General features: G+C 71.3%; 19 protein-coding genes. 10 read left to right on the forward strand and 9 right to left on the reverse strand.

What is annotated here, in order from left to right; translation table 11 throughout:
- Positions 1 to 7: 7 nt before the first annotated feature.
- The gene (locus tag ACSP50_RS27295) at positions 8 to 1,003 is read right to left on the reverse strand and encodes a glycoside hydrolase family 6 protein (protein ID WP_014692535.1); all 996 of its coding nucleotides are present in this window, start codon (positions 1,001 to 1,003) and stop codon (positions 8 to 10) included.
- Positions 1,004 to 1,107: 104 nt separating this feature from the next.
- Here ACSP50_RS27295 and ACSP50_RS27300 point away from each other — a divergent pair, with 104 nt between their 5' ends.
- Entirely contained in the window at positions 1,108 to 2,547 is a 1,440-nt protein-coding gene (locus ACSP50_RS27300) for a GGDEF domain-containing protein (protein ID WP_014692536.1), read from the forward strand.
- A 55-nt stretch (positions 2,548 to 2,602) separates the two neighbouring features.
- Here the strand turns inward: ACSP50_RS27300 and ACSP50_RS27305 are convergent, their stop codons facing one another.
- From ACSP50_RS27305 to ACSP50_RS43145, 3 genes are all read right to left on the reverse strand, one after another.
- Positions 2,603 to 3,211, reverse strand: coding sequence for a trans-aconitate 2-methyltransferase (locus ACSP50_RS27305; protein ID WP_014692537.1), 609 nt, complete (start codon positions 3,209 to 3,211; stop codon positions 2,603 to 2,605).
- A gap of 22 nt (positions 3,212 to 3,233) precedes the next feature.
- On the reverse strand, positions 3,234 to 4,295 hold the full coding sequence (locus ACSP50_RS27310; protein WP_014692538.1) for a hypothetical protein: 1,062 nt from the start codon (positions 4,293 to 4,295) through the stop codon (positions 3,234 to 3,236).
- A gap of 334 nt (positions 4,296 to 4,629) precedes the next feature.
- A complete protein-coding gene (locus tag ACSP50_RS43145) occupies positions 4,630 to 4,875 on the reverse strand; it encodes a hypothetical protein (RefSeq protein WP_157432801.1) in 246 nt (81 codons plus the stop codon).
- A 46-nt stretch (positions 4,876 to 4,921) separates the two neighbouring features.
- On the opposite strand from ACSP50_RS43145, the gene ACSP50_RS43150 reads away from it, so the two are divergent.
- A complete protein-coding gene (locus tag ACSP50_RS43150; protein WP_157432802.1) occupies positions 4,922 to 5,356 on the forward strand; it encodes an AbfB domain-containing protein in 435 nt (144 codons plus the stop codon).
- Between the two features lie 232 nt (positions 5,357 to 5,588).
- Here ACSP50_RS43150 and ACSP50_RS27320 read toward each other — a convergent pair whose 3' ends face one another.
- The 4 genes from ACSP50_RS27320 to ACSP50_RS27335 are packed head-to-tail and all read right to left on the reverse strand — an operon-like array spanning position 5,589 to position 10,739.
- On the reverse strand, positions 5,589 to 7,592 hold the full coding sequence (locus ACSP50_RS27320; RefSeq protein ID WP_014692540.1) for a beta-galactosidase: 2,004 nt from the start codon (positions 7,590 to 7,592) through the stop codon (positions 5,589 to 5,591).
- A complete protein-coding gene (locus ACSP50_RS27325; protein ID WP_014692541.1) occupies positions 7,589 to 8,935 on the reverse strand; it encodes an ABC transporter substrate-binding protein in 1,347 nt (448 codons plus the stop codon). The genes ACSP50_RS27320 and ACSP50_RS27325 overlap by 4 nt, the downstream gene beginning before the upstream one ends.
- Before the next feature lie 29 nt (positions 8,936 to 8,964).
- Positions 8,965 to 9,873 (reverse strand): carbohydrate ABC transporter permease, encoded by a 909-nt coding sequence (locus ACSP50_RS27330; RefSeq protein ID WP_014692542.1) that lies wholly within the window; start codon positions 9,871 to 9,873, stop codon positions 8,965 to 8,967.
- On the reverse strand, positions 9,873 to 10,739 hold the full coding sequence (locus tag ACSP50_RS27335; protein ID WP_014692543.1) for a carbohydrate ABC transporter permease: 867 nt from the start codon (positions 10,737 to 10,739) through the stop codon (positions 9,873 to 9,875). The genes ACSP50_RS27330 and ACSP50_RS27335 overlap by 1 nt, the downstream gene beginning before the upstream one ends.
- Positions 10,740 to 10,860: 121 nt before the next feature.
- Here ACSP50_RS27335 and ACSP50_RS27340 point away from each other — a divergent pair, with 121 nt between their 5' ends.
- On the forward strand, positions 10,861 to 11,919 hold the full coding sequence (locus ACSP50_RS27340) for a LacI family DNA-binding transcriptional regulator (protein ID WP_231956726.1): 1,059 nt from the start codon (positions 10,861 to 10,863) through the stop codon (positions 11,917 to 11,919).
- A gap of 140 nt (positions 11,920 to 12,059) precedes the next feature.
- Here the strand turns inward: ACSP50_RS27340 and ACSP50_RS27345 are convergent, their stop codons facing one another.
- A complete protein-coding gene (locus tag ACSP50_RS27345; protein WP_014692545.1) occupies positions 12,060 to 12,593 on the reverse strand; it encodes a PadR family transcriptional regulator in 534 nt (177 codons plus the stop codon).
- 83 nt (positions 12,594 to 12,676) lie between these two features.
- Between ACSP50_RS27345 and ACSP50_RS27350 the strand changes: the two genes are divergently transcribed.
- From ACSP50_RS27350 to ACSP50_RS27375, 7 genes are all read left to right on the forward strand, one after another.
- Complete coding sequence (locus tag ACSP50_RS27350) at positions 12,677 to 13,228, forward strand: hypothetical protein (protein ID WP_014692546.1); 552 nt, start codon at positions 12,677 to 12,679, stop codon at positions 13,226 to 13,228.
- 60 nt (positions 13,229 to 13,288) lie between these two features.
- Positions 13,289 to 14,632, forward strand: coding sequence for a carotenoid oxygenase family protein (locus ACSP50_RS27355; RefSeq protein ID WP_014692547.1), 1,344 nt, complete (start codon positions 13,289 to 13,291; stop codon positions 14,630 to 14,632).
- Between the two features lie 144 nt (positions 14,633 to 14,776).
- Complete coding sequence (locus ACSP50_RS27360; RefSeq protein ID WP_043512284.1) at positions 14,777 to 15,292, forward strand: SigE family RNA polymerase sigma factor; 516 nt, start codon at positions 14,777 to 14,779, stop codon at positions 15,290 to 15,292.
- Positions 15,289 to 16,089, forward strand: a complete 801-nt coding sequence (locus ACSP50_RS27365; protein ID WP_014692549.1) for a hypothetical protein — start codon at positions 15,289 to 15,291, stop codon at positions 16,087 to 16,089. The genes ACSP50_RS27360 and ACSP50_RS27365 overlap by 4 nt, the downstream gene beginning before the upstream one ends.
- Positions 16,086 to 17,141, forward strand: coding sequence for an amidoligase family protein (locus ACSP50_RS27370; protein ID WP_014692550.1), 1,056 nt, complete (start codon positions 16,086 to 16,088; stop codon positions 17,139 to 17,141). The genes ACSP50_RS27365 and ACSP50_RS27370 overlap by 4 nt, the downstream gene beginning before the upstream one ends.
- A 91-nt stretch (positions 17,142 to 17,232) precedes the next feature.
- Positions 17,233 to 17,361 carry a hypothetical protein gene (locus tag ACSP50_RS44675; RefSeq protein ID WP_014692551.1) on the forward strand — a complete coding sequence of 43 codons (129 nt, stop codon included), beginning with the start codon at positions 17,233 to 17,235 and terminating at the stop codon, positions 17,359 to 17,361.
- 60 nt (positions 17,362 to 17,421) lie between these two features.
- Positions 17,422 to 17,814: a hypothetical protein gene (locus ACSP50_RS27375; protein WP_014692552.1), complete on the forward strand. Its 393-nt coding sequence runs from the start codon at positions 17,422 to 17,424 to the stop codon at positions 17,812 to 17,814.
- Positions 17,815 to 17,843: the final 29 nt, after the last annotated feature.

Raw genomic sequence — 17,843 nt, forward strand, 5'->3', positions numbered from 1 at the left:
TGATCAATCAGTTGGTGGCCAGGGACAGCGCGTACTCCGGCCACCACTGACCGGCCGGTGGGGCGCCGTCGCCGCAGGCGCCGTCCGACTCGCCGGGGCGTTTCACCCAGAGGTACGCGTCGACCCGATCGTGGCCGGTCCGGGTGGTCGGGGCCGGACCCAGCGCCCGGCCCGGCGGATTGCACCAGTGGCCGTCCCCGGACGTGGCGGTGGTGGCCGGACCGTTTCCGTTGCGACTCGTGTCGATCACGAAGTGAGTGCCACCCAGACGGTCCGAGATCGACGTACCGTAATCGAGGTTGGCCTGGGTGGTTTCGAAGTTGGCCACGTTCAGGCTGAAGCCGTCGGCGTCGGCGATGCCCGCGCTGCGCAACGCGTCGACGACCCGGTCGACGTCCTTGACCCAGCCCGGGTTGCCGGCGTCCAGATAGACGCGCACCCCCGGATCCGCCCGGAACGCGTGGATCGCCTCGCCGAGCAGCGCGAACCGCTCACCGGCCGCCTCCGGCGACAGACAGCCCTGCAGGATGTGGGTGACCGCGTCCGGCTCCAGCACCACCAGGGCCGGCGAGTCGTGCACCGCGCCGGCCAGCTGACCGATCCAGTCCCGGTAGGCCGCGGCGTCCGGAGCCCCACCGCCGGAGTGACCACCACAGTCGCGCTGCGGCACGTAGTAGGCGACCAGCACCGGTGTCCGCCCGGCCGCCGCGGCGGCGGTGACCAGGTCACGGGCCCGGCCGGCGAACCCGGGGTCGGCGTCGGCGAACCAGACCGCGGCCGGCTGATCGGCGATCCGGCGCACCGCGGTGGCGTCGGCCGCCCGGCCCTGCGCGTTCCACGACCGCACCTGGGCCTCGGCGGCACCGGACGGGTCCACATAGAACTGCTCCGCCGGCTCGGTGGAGACGACCGGCGCGGGCGCCGGGCCCGGGCCGGCGCCCGCGGTGCAGGCGGCGAGGCTCAGACAGGTCAGGCCGGTCAGGACCGTGGAACGAACGCGCATGACCCCTTATTCACCGAACGGACGTGACAGAACGTACCGTAACGCTATTTTTGTCCGGGTTACTCGAAGAGCACCCGGTCGGAGGAAAGCCTCAACCGGCCCCGGTGACCGCCGATCTGACCCACATGCTGCTCCGCTGCTACGTCGCGGTCACCACGCTGCTGGTGGCGACCTATCTGGCGTGGCCGTTCGACGACCGCCAGTGGCCGTACCTGGCGGTCACCCTCGGGGCGGCACTGCCCGCGGTCGGCTACGCCCTGCGTCGCGCCCCGGCCGGCGCGCGGCTGCCGTGGTGGTTGATGCTGGCGGCGCTCACGTCGTACAACATCGGGAATCTGATCTGGATCGTGCTGGTCGAGGTCGGCGGCCGGGCCACCGGCGACGGCAGCCTGGCCGAACTGTTCTACACCGGCGGCGGGCTGTGCCTGCTGACCTCGGCGATCGCCGTGGTCAGACTGCGCGGCGCCGGCGACATCGGCGGGGTGATCGACTCGGTGATCACCGCGGTCGCGCTCGGCGGGGTGCTCTGGGATGCGGTGCTGCTGCCCGCCATGTCCGCCCAGCACCAGTCGACGCCACGTCAGCTGTCGATGTTCCTCGGGCTGACGATGATCTCCGGGACACTGGGCGCGATGCTGCGCGTCTCGATGGCCGGCCGTCGCTCGGCGTCCGTCTGGCTGATCACCGCGAGCGTCGCCCTGGTACTGGTCGCCGACGTGGTCTCGGCCCTCGCCGTCGGCCCGGACGGCGTGCGGGCCGACTGGACCAACATGGTGTACCTGGCCGCCTACGCCGTACTCGGCTGGGCCGCGCTGCACCCGTCGATCACCACCTGGGTGACCCCCGGCCACCGCCCCGCCGACGAGATCAGCCGCGGCCGGCTCACCTTTCTCGGCGTCATGCTGGCCCTCACCCCGATGGTCGGCGGCGGCCGCGCGATCCTCGGCCTGCCCACCGACGGCATCCTGATCGCCCTCTCCTCGGCCGCCCTCACCCCTCTCGTCATGATCCGGATCGCCCGTCTCGCCGCCCAGCGTCGCGCCGCCGAGAAGGCCCTGCACCACCTGGCCACCCGTGACGCGCTGACCGGCCTGCCGAACCGCGCCGCCTGCCTCGACCACCTCAGCACAGCCACCATGTCCGCCGAACCCCTCGCCGTCCTCTTCGGCGACCTGGATGGCTTCAAACCGGTCAACGACCGGCTCGGGCACGCTGCCGGCGACGAGCTGCTCACCCTGGTGGCCGACCGGCTGCGCGCCTGCGTACGGGAAGGAGACCTGGTCAGCCGGTTCGGCGGGGACGAATTCGTGTTGATCTGCCGGGGCGAGACGGCGGTGCCGGGGGTGAGCGAGCGGATCGCGGCGATGACCGCCCTGCCGTTCGTCGTGGCGGGGGAAGAGGTCTACCTGGGGATGAGCGTGGGGGCCGCCGCCGGACGTACCGGGGATCGGGCCGAGGCGCTGATCCGGCGGGCGGACGAGGCGATGTACGAGGCCAAGAAGTCCAAGCGGGTGGGCGCGCTGAGCCTGGTCCTGGCCGGCTGACGGCCCGGCGCCGGGCGCCGGGCGCCGGGCGCCGGGCGCCGGGCGCCGGGAAACGCTAACCCGCGACCTTCCGGAAGACGTCCAGGACGAACCACTCGTCCTCGTGGTGGATCACCCGCGCCAACCCCGGCCGGGCGGCGATCGCCTCATGCACGTTGAACCCGTCATAGTTTCCCGGGTTGAGCCGATCCCGGAAATGCGCCGACACCAGGTCCCCGCCCTCCTCCAGCCGCTCCACCATCCCGTCGAGCATCGTCTGCAGATCCGCCGCGGACAGGTAGTAGAGCAGGTCCCCGACGACGATCAGATCGAACGTCCCGCCCGGCAGCTCGGCCGGCAGCAGCGCCCGCTCGACCCGGACGTTCGGCAGTCCGGCGGTCAGCGCCCGGGCCTGGACCACCGCCTCGTCCACACAGTCCACCGCGACCACCTCGTCGCAACGGGCGGCGAGCATCACGCTGAGCACGCCGACCGCGCAGCCCGGCTCGTAGCAGCGGCGGTATCGCGGCTGCGGCAGGCTGGCCATGGCGACCGCGTATTTACGCTGGTCGCTCCATTTGGTGGCGTTGTCCCAGGGGTCGCCTTTCGCCTCGTACAGGCCGATGAAGTGGTCGAGTGAGTAGGACGCCTCCGGCGGCAGGGCGTCACCCTGAGTACGTGTCACGTCCGCGATTCTGCCCCAGCGGTCAGCGGGCCTGGACGGTCAGGGCGCCGATGCCGCCCTCCGAATCGACCCGGATGCCGCCGTCACCCTGCCCGGACCGCAGGGTCACGCCCCGGTCGACGCCGGCGTCGGTGTCGCCGTAGAGGGTGACCACCCCGGCTCCCCGGCGCAGGAACACCCGCGCCGCGACCCTGCTTTCGGTGACGATCCGCCAGGTTCGGATCCCGCCACGCTCGGTGATCGGGATCGCCGCGCGCTGATCAGGAACGGACAGGTCGACGGTGGCCGCGCCGCCGATCAGGTCCACCGAGCGGATCCTGCCGCGGGACAGGTCGATCCCGGCCTCGCTGACCCCGCCGCGCATCCGCAACGACCAGGTCACCGACGAGTTGAGCAGCACTTCGAGCCGGGCGGTGCCCGTCCTGCGGCCGTTCGGCCTGACGTCGACCCGCACCGTGCCGCCGCTGACCGTGGTCCGCGCGGCGATCCTGCTGTTCTTCCCGACGCTGACCTTGACCAGGCCCCTGGGCACGTCGCCGATCGAGACGCGCAGCTGCGCGACGCCGTCGGCCAGCTCGAAGGTGGCGGTGTCCGGCAGCGCCGGGCCGGCGGGCGCCGGGGGCACGGCGGTGGTGGCGGCCGGTGGTGGTGCCGAGGAGGTGGCCGGCGGCGAGGTGCCGAGCGACACCGGTGGGGTGGCCGGCGGGGTCCCGCCGACGGTCGGCACCGGCAGCGGCGGGGCGGGCAGGCTGCCGGCGTCCTCGCCGCTGGACCGCACGGCGGCCAGCGCGGCGAGCACCCCGCCGCTGACCAGGATCACCACCGCCACGAGGAAGACGACGGGTTTCCAGTCCCGGCCGGTACGCGGTTCCGGTGGTGCGCCGATCCAGCGCGTGCCGTCCGGTGGGGCGGGGTCTCCCGCAAGCCCGCCGGCCGGCGTTCCCGTCCGTGTCGCCTCGACCCCGGGCAGCTCGTAGACGTCGGCCGGCGGCCCGAGCCGGTGCGGCGCGTCGGGCCAGTAATCCGAGATGCGGGGCAGCGTCGGCGGCAGCCCGGATGGTTCCGGCGTAACGGGACTTTCCACGCAGGTCTCCTCAGTGCGGCCAACCGGCACCCCATGTCCACGCCGGGTGGTCCGCCGAGGTATACGCACGCGCGACAGGTTCGGTTCGGCCCCGGGTTCAGAGATTTGTACGCGTTGCAAGGAAAATGCTCGCAAGACTCTTGAAATCCCCCTGCAACCCGACAAAGATTCCCTTTGCTCGATCCCCTCAGGAAGCGAATTGCATGCCGGAAGACGACTCCCGGTCGGGGTTGCGGGTCGGCGGCTGGGTGCCGCCGTATTCTCCCGACGCGCGGTCCCGCAAGCCGCTGATCCGGCCGACCGCCCCGACCGATTTCCCCCCACCCCCGATCCCCTATTTCGCCGGCTGGAACCGTCGCTCCATGCCGTGGCGGCGGCGTGCCGCGCTGGCCGCCGCCGGGGCCGCGACCGTCGGCGTGGTGGCCGCGGTCAGCCTCGGTGACCCGGCGTCCCACCCGGCGTTCGTGGCCGCGCCGGACCCGGCCGGCACCGTGGTCCCGTTCTCGCTGCCGCCCCGGCCGCCGTCGCCGGTCGAGACCGTCCCGGTGGCGTCTAACACCAGTTCACGGCCCACCGCCACCGGGAGCGCTCCCAAAGGTGGGCCGACGAGGCGGGCCCCCGCAGCGGTGACCCTGAGCGTCGGCGGGACCGAGGCGCTGACGGTCGCCGACCGCACCGGCTTCCGGGTCCGGCACCGGAACTTCCTCGGCCGGCTCGATCCGATCGGGCCGGGCAGTTCCGTCCTCGACCGCGCCGACTCCAGCTTTACCGTGCGTAAAGGCTTGAATGATTCCAGATGCGTTTCGCTTGAATCTGTTAACTATCCTGGCTATTTCCTTCGGCACCAGAACTTCGTGCTGAAACTGCAACGGCGCGACGGTTCCGGACTCTTCGCCGCGGACGCCACTTTCTGTCCCGTGACGATTCGCTCGGGCGCCGCCCTGGCGTTGCGATCCAGCAATTATCCGAAACGGTTCGTGGTCGCCTCCGGCGACCGGCTCACGCTCGACGAGTCCGCCCCGGAGGCGGCGCTGGCGCTCGTGCCGCGGGCGGCGGATTGACCGTCCGCCGCGGGCGGCGGGTCGACCGTCCGCCGCGCGTGACGGATCGACCGTCCGCCGCGGGCGGCGGGTCGACCGTCCGCCGCGCGTGACGGATCGACCGTCCGCCGCGCGTGACGGATCGAACCGGAACGGTGTGCCGCGTCAAGGCCCCCGAGGCGGCACACGGAACTCGCGCCGGGCGCCGCCTCAAGGGGGTGTGGGCGGCGACCGGCGCGAGCGACTCGGAAGATCAATCCTGAATGATTTTCACGTCGCGGCCGGCCAGCATGCCGTCCGCGCCCAGGTCGATCGGTTCGGCGGTCCGGTTGATCAGGAATCGGTGCCTGGCCCGGCGCGCCAGCTCGACACGTCCGCGCAGCTCAGGAGCGAGTTCGCTGGTCACTCCGGCGGCCTGGAGCAGACCGGGCAGCACCGCGGCCAGACCATCCGGGCCGAGCCGGGTGGAGACGTAGGCCGCGGAGCCGGCGCCCACCGCACGCCGGGTGATCGCGGCACGTTCCGCCTGGTCACCGGTCTTGTACCGGGCCAGGACCGCCACGTGTGGATCGGTGACGTCGACCCGGTCGGTCCACAGCGTGCCGACCGTGCCGTTGTCCAGCTCGGCGGTCTCCCCGTCGAGCAGCGGGCCGAACTCCTCGATCCGGATGCCGAGCAGGTCACGCAGCGCGCCGGGGTATCCACCGAGCCACACCTGATCGTTCTCATCCACTATGCCGGAAAAATACGTACAGACCAGATGTCCGCCCTGGGTGACGAAGGAGTTCAATCGCGCGGCGAGCGCCGCCGGCACCACGTGCAGCACCGGAGCGATCACCACGGTGAAGCCGGAGAAATCGCTGCTTGCCGGTACGACGTCGGCCCTGACCCCCAGGTCCAGAAGGGCCGTGTACCAGTCCAGCGCCTCCTGGCGGTACCGCAGCCGGTCGGTCGGGTGCGAGTCGTGCTCGGCCACCCACCACGAGTCCCAGTCGATCAGGATCGCCACGTCGGCCGGCACCCGATTGGTCCCCGCGACCGACTCGAGTGCCGCCAGCCGCTCCCCCAGCGCCGCCACCGACCGGAACAGCTCACTGTCCTGACCGGCGTGCGGCAGCATCGCCGAGTGGTATTTCTCGGCACCGGCGCGCGACTGCCGCCACTGGAAGAAGCACACCGCGTCGGCGCCGTGCGCCACGTGGGTCAGCGAGTCCCGGGCCAGCTCGCCCGGCTTCTTCGCCAGGTTCACCGGCTGCCAGTTCACCGCGCTGGTCGAGTGCTCCATCAGGAACCACGGCCGGCCACCCGCGATGTTCCCGGTCAGGTTGGCCGAGAAGGACAGCTCGTCGCGGGCCTGCGGATGCGGCACGACGTAGTGGTCGTTGGACACGAAGTCCACCTCGGACGCCCAGTCGGCATAGTTCATCGCGCTGGTCTCGCCCATCACCATGAAGTTCGTGGTGACCGGCACGTCCGGGCTGAGCTCGCGCAACAGGTCGCGCTCGGCGATCAGGTGGTCCTTGAGCGCGTCCGAGGAGAAGCGTTTGAAGTCCAGGTTCTGCGTCGGATTCGGATGGGTGGCGGCCTGCCGCGGCGGGATGATCTGGTCCCAGTCGGAGTAGCGCTGCGACCAGAAGTCGGTGCCCCACGCCGCGTTGAGCCCGTCCAGCGTCCGATACCTCTCGCGCAGCCAGGACCGGAACGCCAGCGCCGCGTCCTGTGAGTAGTCGTAGACGTTGTGGCAGCCCAGCTCGTTGTTGACGTGCCAGGCGACCACCGCCGGATGCTTGCCGTACCGGGTGGCCAGTGCCCGGACCAGGCGCAACGCGTGCGCCCGGAAGACCGGCGAGGTGGGCCGCCAGTGCTGGCGCCCGCCGGGCCACACGGTGTTGCCGTGCTTGTCGACGGGCAGGATCTCCGGATGCCGGGCGGTCAGCCACGGCGGCGGGGACGCGGTAGCGGTCGCCAGGTCGACCGCGATGCCACCGGCGTACAGCAGGTCGACGACCTCATCCAGCCAGGCGAAGTCGTAAACCTCGGGCCGCGGCTGGATCCGCGCCCACGAGAAGATCGCCAGCGAGACGACGGTGACACCGGCCGCGCGCATCGCCCGGACGTCCTCGGCCCAGACCTCGCGCGGCCACTGCTCGGGGTTGTAGTCGGCGCCGTACTCCAGCCGGGGCGCCCCGGCGCGGCGCAGCCAGCGCCGGGGCGTCGTGTTCCGCATCTTCGGGGAGTCGCTCGGGGAATCGCTCATGGAATCGTGAAGCCCTGTTCCCGGCCGTACCTGGTGGAGGCGTCCTGCCAGGCCTTCAGACCGTCCTGCAGCTTGGCGCCGCCGGTGTACGCCTTGCCGACCGAATCGTTGTAGACCGTGTTCGCGTACACCTGGAACGGCAGGTACGACCAGCCGGTGGCAACCTCGGCCGCCGACTCGGAGAGGATCTCGTTGGCCTTCTGCCCGCCGAAGTACGGGAACTGCTTGTTCTTGAACGCGTCCGCGTTGAGCTGGGCGGTGGTGGCCGGGAAGGCACCCGCGTCGGTGCGGATCTGCGCGCCGTCCTGAACCGCAGCGAACTTCAGGAAGCCGTACGCCAGGGTCTTGGCCTGGCTGGCCTCGGTGATCGCCAGGGAACTGCCGCCGTTCTCCGCCGTCACCTTGTCGCCGGCCGCCCACTGCGGCATCGGCGCCACCCGCCACTTGCCGTTCGCCGCCTTCACGCCGGTCTCCAGGTTGCCCGGCATCCAGGCGCCGGTGACCAGGGTGGCGATGGTGCCGTCACCGAGGCCCTTGTACCAGGCGTCGCTCCAGCCGGGGATCGGCGCCAGCAGCTTCCTGTCGATCAGGCCCTGCCACAGCGAGGTCCACTTCTGGGTGCCGGCGTCCGCGAAGGTGATCCCCACGGTGGTGCCGTCGACCCGGTACGGTCGTCCGCCGGCCTGCCAGATCATGCTGGTGGTGAAGCCGGCGTCGCCGGTGTCGCTGGTGATGTACGACTTCGGGTTGGCGGCGTGCAGTTTCGCGGCCGCCGCGGCGTACTCGTCCCAGGTCTTCGGCACCTCGATGCCGTACCTGTCGAAGACCTCCTTGTTGTAGAACAGCGCCATCGGCCCGGAGTCCAGCGGCAGGCCGTAGATCTTCTCCCCGGCGTGCACCGAGTTCCAGGTGCCCGGCGCAAAGGTGCCGTCCAGCGACCCGGCGCCGAACTGGTTCAGGTCGGTGACGCCCTGGGAGAGCGAGAACTGCGGCAGCGCGTAGTACTCGATCTGGGCAAGATCGGGCACGCCGGTGCCGGCCTTGATCGCGTTCTGCAGCGCGGTGTACTGGTCGTTGCCGGTGCCCGCGTTACGCAGAGTCACCTTGACCTTGGGGTACTTCACCTGGAACTGCTCAGCGACCTTCTGCACGGTAGGGTCCCAGGCCCAGACCGTCAGGTTGCCACCGGCCTGCAGGGCCGCCTCGACGTCGGCGTCGGAGACCGTGGTGGCGGCCGCCTTGGTGGTGCCGTCGTCGGACTTGCCGGCGGAGCCGCAACCGGCGGCCAGGAGCGTTATCGACATGGCGGCGCCGAAAAGCGCGTGCCGGCGGGTGATTCTCATCTGATCCCTTTCACTTGTCGGGGGAGGGGTCACTGCTTGACGCTGCCGGCGGCCAGACCGGACTGCCAGTAGCGCTGCAGCAGCAGGAACGCGGCGATGAGCGGGACGATCGCGAGCAGCGAGCCGGTGATCACCAGGTTGAAGACGACGTCGCCACCGACCGTGAGCGACTGCTGGTTCCAGCTGTAGATGCCCAGCGTGATCGGGTAGAGATTGCGGTCCTTCAGCATGATCAGCGGGAGGAACAGGTTGTTCCAGGTCACCACGACGTTGAACAGCAGGGCGGTGACCAGGCCCGGGGAGAGCAGCGGCACGGCCAGCGAGAAGAAGATCCGGAACTCGCCGGCGCCGTCCACCCGGGCCGACTCCAGGACCTCGTCGGGCACCGCCTCGGTGGCGAACACCCACATCAGATAGAGGCTGAACGGGATCATCAGGGACGGGATGATCACCGCCCAGACCGTGTCGGTGATGCCCATCTTGGCGAACAGCAGGAAGGTGGGCACGGCCAGCGCGGTCGGCGGCACCGCCACGGCGCCCAGGATCAGCGCGAAGACCGCCCGGCGGCCGGGGAACGCGAACTTCGCCAGGCCGTACCCGGCGAGCGCGGACAGCAGCGTGGCGCCGCCCGCCCCGGCCACCACGTAGAACACCGTGTTGCCGAGCCACCGCAGGTAGATGCCGTCCTGGTAGGTGAAGACCCGGCCGATGTTGTCGAACAGCGCGAAGTCGTGGTCGAACCACAGGCCGAACGAGCCGAGCAGCCCCTGCTGGGTCTTGGTCGCGCTGACCACCAGCCAGGCCAGCGGCAGCATGGTGTAGAGCAGCATCAGCGTGGTGAGCACGGTCAGCGTCCGGCTGCCGGACCGCCGGGGCGGGGCCGCTGCGGGTTGCGGTCGCCGGCGCGCCGCCGGACGGATGGTGGGTGCGGCGACCATCAGCCTGCCTTTCGTACGGCGCGGGCCTGCACGAGATAGGCGACGACCATGGTGAGCAGGCCCATCACCACCGCGACCGTGGCCGAGTAGTTGTACTGCTGGCCGCCGAAGGACAGCTGCCAGGCGTAGTAGTTGGGGGTGAAGTAGGTGAGGATCGCGTTCGGGGCGATGGTCCGCAGCACCACCGGCTCGGTGAACAGCTGGAACGTCCCGATGATCGAGAACATCGTGCTGATCAGCAGCGGACCGCGCAGCGCCGGCAGCTTGATGGCCCGGACGATCCGGAACTGGCCGGCCCCGTCGATCGCCGCCGCCTCGTACAGCGACGGGTCCACGACCCGCAGCGCCGAGTACAGGATGATCATGTTGTAGCCGACGAACTCCCAGGTGACGATGTTGCCGATGGAGGCCAGCACGTAGTCCGGGGCGAGTGGGTCGGGCAGCGTGACCCCGAGCAGGTCGTTCAGGTTGCGGATCAGGCCGAACTGGCTGCCGTACATGAAGCCCCACATCAGGGTGGCCACGACGGCGGGCACCGCGTACGGCAGGAAGATCGTGATCCGGAAGAAGGCCGCTCCGTAGAGCCGGCCGCTGTCGATCGCGAGGGCGATCAGCAGGGCCAGGATCAGCATGATCGGCACCTGGACGACCAGGAACAACGACACCCGGCCGACCGCCGACCAGAATTGCGGGTCGTGCAACGCCTTGGTGTAGTTCTCCGCGCCGACGAACGTGGTGCCACCGATCAGCCTGGTCCGGTACAGGCTCAGGTAGGCCGAGTAGGCGATCGGCGCGAGGAAGACCAGCGCGAACACCGCGAGGAACGGGGCGACGAACTGCCAGCCGATCCAGGATCGCCGTGTCACCGAGCCTCCTTCCGATGGGTTCCGTGAGGGATGTTTACGTAAACATGTTCGACCGCGAGTGGAAATGTTTACGCAAACATGTGTGCCGTATAGTGACACGGGTCACCGGGTCGGTCAAGGAGTGAGAACCATCGAAGCGCAGCGTCTCCGCGGTGGATCCGACGTGCCCGGCGGCCGCCGCAAACAACGGGTGTCGATGGCCGACGTGGCCAAGCTCGCCGGCGTGTCTTCCCAGACCGTCTCCCGGGTCGCCAACGGCCAGGTCGGCGTCGTCGAAGCCACCCGGGAACAGGTCCTCGCCGCGATGCGCGAACTCGGCTACCGGCCGAACAGCGCGGCCCGCTCGCTGCGCTACGGCCGGTTCAACACGCTCGGGGTGATCCTGTTCGGACTGTCCTCCACCGGCAACAGCCGCACCGTCGAGGCGATCGCCACCCAGGCCGCCGCCGCGGGGTACGCGATCACCCTGATCCCGGTCGGCGTGCCCACCCAGGACAACGTGCTCGGCGCCTTCACCAGGATGGGCGAACTCGCCGTCGACGGCGTCATCGTCATCATCGAGGTACACCTGCTCGACGCGGCCACCGTCGCCCTCCCCCCGGGCGTCCACGTGGTGGTCGTCGACTCGGACGCGGGCGAGCGTTATCCGGTGGTCGACACCGACCAGGCCGACGGCGCCCGCCAGGCCGTCCGGCACCTGCTCGACCTCGGCCACCACACCGTCTGGCACATCGCCGGCCCGGCCGGGTCGTACTCCGCCGAACGCCGCGCCACCGCCTGGCGCACCGTCCTCGAGGAGGCCGGCCGCCCCGTCCCGCCGATCGGCCGCGGCGACTGGTCGGCGGAGAGCGGCCACCGGGCCGGGCTCGACCTGCCCGCCGATTGCACGGCGGTCTTCGTGGCCAACGACCAGATGGCCCTCGGCGTGCTGCGGGCCCTGCACGAACGCGGCCGCCGGGTGCCGCGGGACGTCAGCGTCGTCGGCTTCGACGACATCGCCGACGCCTCGTCGTACCTGCCGCCGCTGACCACCGTCCACCAGGACTTCGCTGAGGTGGGCCGGCGCTGCGTGCAGGCGCTGCTCGACCAGATCGCGGCCGGGCCGGCCGCGCCGGGCACCGACCTCGTCCCCACGCATCTGGTCGTCCGCGGCAGCACCGCGGCACCCCACCGCCCCTGACCCGTCCGCGGCGGTCGCTCGGGTGACCGTCGGTCGCGCTGCCGATCGCCGCTCCGTCCTGCGCCGCCGTCGCCGACCGCCGTCGGTCGCGCTGCTGATCGCCCGCTCCGTCCTGCGCCGCCGTCGCCGACCGCCGTCGGTCAGTTGCCCGGCGAACCGTCATCGGGCAGCTGTCCGGCGGCCCAGATCGCCCAGTCGCGCTGCATGGCGGCGAGGCGGATGCCGTACTCCAGGGCGATGCGACCGTAGCGTTCCAGGGTGCCGGCGTCCCAGGTGCGCGACTCGACGAGGTCGTGGTAACCGGAGAGCCGCTGCCCGGCCAGGTCCGCCTGGTCCCGGAAGAACCCGGCGGCGCGCTCCGGACCGGCCAGGGACAGGAAGAAGACGCGCAACAGCAGGGCGCTCCGATACGACGGGGCGCTGTCGGGCGTCGTCAGCCAGGCGTCGAGAGCGTCCCGCCCGGCGGCAGTGATCCGATACTCTCGGCGACCGCGCGGGCCCTCCTCACCGACGGTGAGCATCCCGGCCTCGGTGAGCGTGTTCAGCTCGCGGTACACCTGGCTCTGGGTGGCCGGCCAGACGTGCGCCAGTGACGTGCGGAATTCCGTCAAGAGGTCGTATCCGCTGGAGGGCCGGTCGGCCAACAACCCCAGCAGCGCGAAGCGCAGGCTCATGACGTCATCCTACCTTCCACAGTTGACATGTGCATGGTGTCATTCCATACTTCACATGTCACAAGTGGAATATGGAGGATGTCATGGAGTTCCTGAGCGGTTTCGCCCCCTGGATCGTTTTCGGCGCGGTCACCGCGGCCACCGACTGGACGATCGGCGCTCTCGCCGGCCTGCTGGCCACCGTCCTGCTGATCATCCGGGCACGCCGCGCCGGCGCCCGCGCCGACCGGCTCGTCCTGGAGTACAGCAACGCCGCGTTCTTCGCCTGCGCCGCGGTCGTGGCCCTGCTCCAGCCGCACTCCCCGATCGCGTCGTGGACCGGCCCGCTGTCGCTGGCCTGGATCGCGCTGACCGCCTGGGGCTCGCTGGTCGCGCGGCGGCCGTTCACCCTCGGCATCGCGAAGGCATCGGCGCCCCGGGAGGTGTGGGACAACCCCGTCTTCCACCGCACCAACCTGGTGATCACGGCGGTCTGGGCGGCGACCTTCACGGTGGCCGCCGTGCTGCTGGCCACGCTGCAGGCGGTCCACGCGGGCACCGCCGCGACCATCGCCGTCTTCCTGCTCTACGTCATCCCGATCGCTTTCACGCGCCGCTACCCCGCCATCGTCCGTGCCCGTTATGCACGCTCCTGATCCCCGTCACCGACAGACCCCCGACGCCGAAAGACCCCCGACCCGGAAAGGGCCGCCATCATGACGACCACCGCACCGACTCCCGCCCACCTCGCCGGCAACTTCGCGCCCGTCACCGGGGAGACCACCACGCTCGACCTGCCGGTCACCGGCGCCGTCCCGGCCGAACTGACCGGGTGGTATCTGCGCAACGGGCCCAACCCCCACCACGGGACCTCGGCGCACTGGTTTCTCGGCGACGGCATGGTGCACGGCGTCCGCCTCGATCACGGCCGGGCCACCTGGTACCGCAACCGCTGGGTGCGGACCCGGGTGCTGACCGACGACGCCCGCGCCTACGGCCCGGACGGCACCCGCGACCTCACCGCCGGCCCGGCGAACACCAACGTCGTGCGCCACGGCGGACGACTGCTGGCGCTGGTCGAGTCCGCGCTTCCGTACGAGATCACCACCGACCTGGAGACCGTCGGCCCCTACGACTTCGGCGGCCGCCTGCACACCCCGATGACCGCCCACCCCAAGGTCTGTCCCACCACCGGGGAGATGCACTTCTTCGGCTACGGCGGACTCGAGCCGCCCTACCTCACCTACCACCGCGCCGGCGCGGACGGCCGGCTGTCGCTCAGCCGCCCGATCGACGTCCCCGCGCACACGATGATGCACGACTTCAGCCTCACCGCGGCCCACGTGATCTTCATGGACCTGCCGGTGCTGTTCAGCCTGGACGGGGCGCGGACCGGCGGCATGCCGTACCGGTGGGACGACACCTACCAGGCGCGCCTGGGCGTGCTGCGGCGCGACGCCCCGCAGGGGGAGGTCCGCTGGTACACCATCGATCCCGGATACGTCTTCCACACCCTGAACGCCCACGACGACGGCGACCGGATCGTCATGCACGTCGTCCGCCACGAGCACGCGTACCGCCCGGGGCAGCCCGCCGCCGCACCGGACCTCTGGCGCTGGACCATCGACCAGCGCACCGGCCGGGTCGCCGAGGAACGGCTGGACGACGAAGCGGTCGAGTTCCCCCGCATCGACGATCGGCGCACCGGGCAGCCGGCCCGTTACGGCTTCGCCGTGACCGACAACGTTCCCCGCCGGCTCGCCGACGTCAGCGCCGTCATCCGCTACGACCTGCACACCGGCTCGACCACCCGGCACCGCCTGCCGACCGGGCAGGTACCCGGGGAGGCGGTCTTCGTGCCGGCCGGCGGCGCCCCCGCCGGATCGGCCGACGGCTGGCTGCTGACGTTCGCCTACGACCCGGGGCGCGACGCCAGCGATCTGATCATCATCGACGCCACCGACCTCGCCGCCCCGCCGCTGGCCCGGATCCACCTGCCGCACCGGGTGCCGTTCGGCTTCCACGGCAACTGGCTGCCCGACCACGACCGCGCAGAATAGCGGGTGCCGCCGGACCCGGTTCACGAAGCCGGGTAGCGACCGCTTGGCATCATCCGGTCGGGTCGACTGTCCAGTGGGCCTTCTTCGGGAAGAAAGTTGGGGCCGACGGTGCACAACGGGGGTTCGGGACACGTCGATAGCGGTGTGACCTTCGAGCAATTCGCGATGGCCCGCCTGCCCAGTCTGCTGCGCTATGCGGTCGTCCTCACCGGCGACCGTCATCTCGCCCAGGACGTGGTGCAGGAGGTGCTGGCCCGAGCCCACGTCAAGTGGCGGCGGATCCAGAACGCGGACTCCCCGGAGGCGTACGTCCGGCGCATGGTGCTCAACGAGTACCTGTCCTGGCGACGCTCCTGGGCGGTGCGCAACCTGCATCTCGCCGGAGAGCGCCTGGTCGAGATCGACGACGCCCGCGGCGGGGTCCACGACCACGCCGACCGGATCGCCGAGTCGGACGCCCTCTGGAACCGCTTGGCCACGCTCGGACGCAAGCAACGTGCCGTGCTCGTACTCCGCTACTACGAGCAAATGGACGACGACACCATCGCAGATCTGCTCAACTGCTCACCGGCGACGGTGCGCAGCCAGGCCTCGAAGGCACTGCGAACGCTCCGGCTGGAGTCGGAGCGAGAACTTTCATTTGCCGAGGAGAAGTCGTGACCGACCACGGTGACCGGCTGCGCGAGGCCTTCGCGCGCACCGAGTCCCAGACCCCTGACGCCGGCGACGTGTACGCCCGCGTCGTCGAACTGTCCCGTAAACACAAATACCGTCGCCGGGGTGCGACCGCCGTCGGCGGGGTGGCACTGGGCGCCGGCCTGATCGCCGCCGTGGTGAACCTGCCGGCCATCCTGCCCGGCGACCCGCAGTCGGGCACCGGGACCTCGGCCACGGCCCCCTTCGTGGCCGGGGCCCCGGCTTCGCCGGCGCCGTCCGCCTCCAGCGCCGACCAGCAGGACAAGGACCTGCAGGCGTACTGGGACGCCGGCTACACCGGGGACGACGTCGAAGCGCTGGCGAAGCTGTGGAAGATGTCGCCCGACGACTACCTCGGGGTCAAGACCGAGGCCGGTCGCCGCCTGCTGGCCGGGGAGACCCTGCCGATCAGGCCGCAGCCGGTTCAGGAGACCCCGGCGTCGGTCGCCAAGTTCTTCGACGCCGGCTACAGCGTCGACGACGCGGCGACGCTGGCCAAGCTGTGGCACCTCAAGACGCCGTACGACGCGAAGGTCGCCGGCGGCGAGAAGCTGCTGCGCGGCGAGACCCTGCCGATCAAGCCACACCCGTCGGCCGAACAGATCGAGGAGAAGCGGGTCAGCGCCTTCTTCGACGCCCACTACACCATCGCCGACGCCACCAGGCTGGCCAAGCTGTGGCACCTGAAGACGGCGTACGACGCCAAGGTCCTCGGCGGCAAGAAGCTGCTCGCCGGACAGACCCTGCCGATCAAGCCGTGACACCGGGGTTGCGCCGGCGCACCGGCTTCGAAATCGAGCTGATGGCCCCCGCCGGGGTCAGCCGGCGCACCCTCGCCACGGATCTGGCCGGACGCTGTGGGGGCAGTGTCCGGCCGGTGTGGCACTCCGACAGCGAGCCGTCCCTGGTCCCCGGGCTGGGGCGGTTCCTGCACCTGACCCCGGGTTTCGAGGTGCGCCGCCCGGACGGCGACCTGCTCTGCACCCTGGTCGACGACATCACCCTGGTCGCCGGGCTCAACCCGGCGGCCCCGCCGCAGGCCGGCTGGTTCCGGGTGCTGACCGACGACTCCCGGCTGCTGCGCCTGCTGGCCCGGCACAGCGACCCGGCCGGCACCATCGACCAGGCGCTGGCGCCGGCGGCCGAGCTGTGGGGTCGCAAGGTGCAGCAGCTCGGCGACTACTACCGGCTCGACGACGCCGCCGACGCCACGATCGCGCTGGCCGCGCCGCTCGGCGGGGAACGCGAACGCCCCTGCGAGATCGTCACCCCGCCGCTGACCGGCGGCTTCGAGACGGCGCTGGAGGAGCTGCTCGGGCCGGCGCGGGAGCTGGGCTTCACCGTGCCCTACGAAGCGGCCGTGCACCTGCACGTGGACGGGGCGCCGTTCCGGATGCCGCACGCCCTGTCCAACCTCGTGCGGCTGTTCACCTACTGGCGGGAGCCGCTGCGCGCGGTGCTGCGCACCAACCCGGCCTGCCGGCGTCTCGCCCCGCTGCCCGAGCCGCTGGTCCGAGCGGTCGAGGGCGTCCCGACGACGGCACAGCTGCGGGCCGCGGCCGCCGAGGGCGAGCTGACCAAGTTCTTCGACGTCAACCTGACCCAGCTGCTCACCGACACACCGCTGCGCAACACCGTGGAGATCCGGATTCTGCCCGGCGCGATCAGCGCCCGCCCGATCCTGGACCAGGCGGCGGTGTTGGAGTTGCTGCTGGACCGCTGCCTGGACCCGGAGCCGATCCCCCGCGGCGACAGCGTGGACGGCCTCCTGGAGCTGGCCGCCGAGGCCCTGGCCGGCCGCCCCGGCGACTGAACGGCTCGGTGCCGCCGCGGTCCCGGCACCAGGGTGGTCATCTCCCGGATCAGCGGGGACTCCGCCGGCAGCCGATCGAGGACGCGCCGCGATGCGCGGGGCGAGGCGTCCGGGTGCGGTGGCCCGCGCGGACGGTTCGGTCGCCGCCACCGGCCTGGAGGTCCTGCTGCCCGCTCCGGACGGCCGGATCACCCACGACTACCGGTTCATCGGGGCGTGAACCGCTGGCCCGGGACCGACCGGCGTGCGAGCATCGGCGCCATGACGATCATGATGGGCGATGGGGCGTAACTCCCCCGCGGCCGTACGCGCCGCACAACCGCGCCGTGACGAGACGGTGGCGATCGACGGGCTGCCGTCGCCGACCATCCGGGCGATCCGCGAGCTGGAGCGCACCCGCCTCTGGCCGGGTGCCGTCGCCACCGCCCTGCGGGGCTGGCGGCGCACCGTGCACGGCCCGCGCGCCCGCCTCTTCGACCTCGACGACGATTGCCCCTGCTGCGATCGATCCCAGGACCGGATGGTCCTGGAGCGGGCGATGACCGCCCTCGGCGGGCGACCCGGCCGGGACCTGCGCGCGGCGGTGGACCTGCTGGACGAGGTCCTCCGCCGCCGCACCCACCACGATGCGACCACCCCGGCCGGCGCGGTGTGGTGGCACCGCCGCGTCTGACGGGCAGTGAGCGGTGGGCCGGCCCGCCG

It is taken from the genome of Actinoplanes sp. SE50/110, from assembly GCF_900119315.1.
In the GTDB taxonomy this organism is placed as follows: Bacteria; Actinomycetota; Actinomycetes; order Mycobacteriales; family Micromonosporaceae; genus Actinoplanes.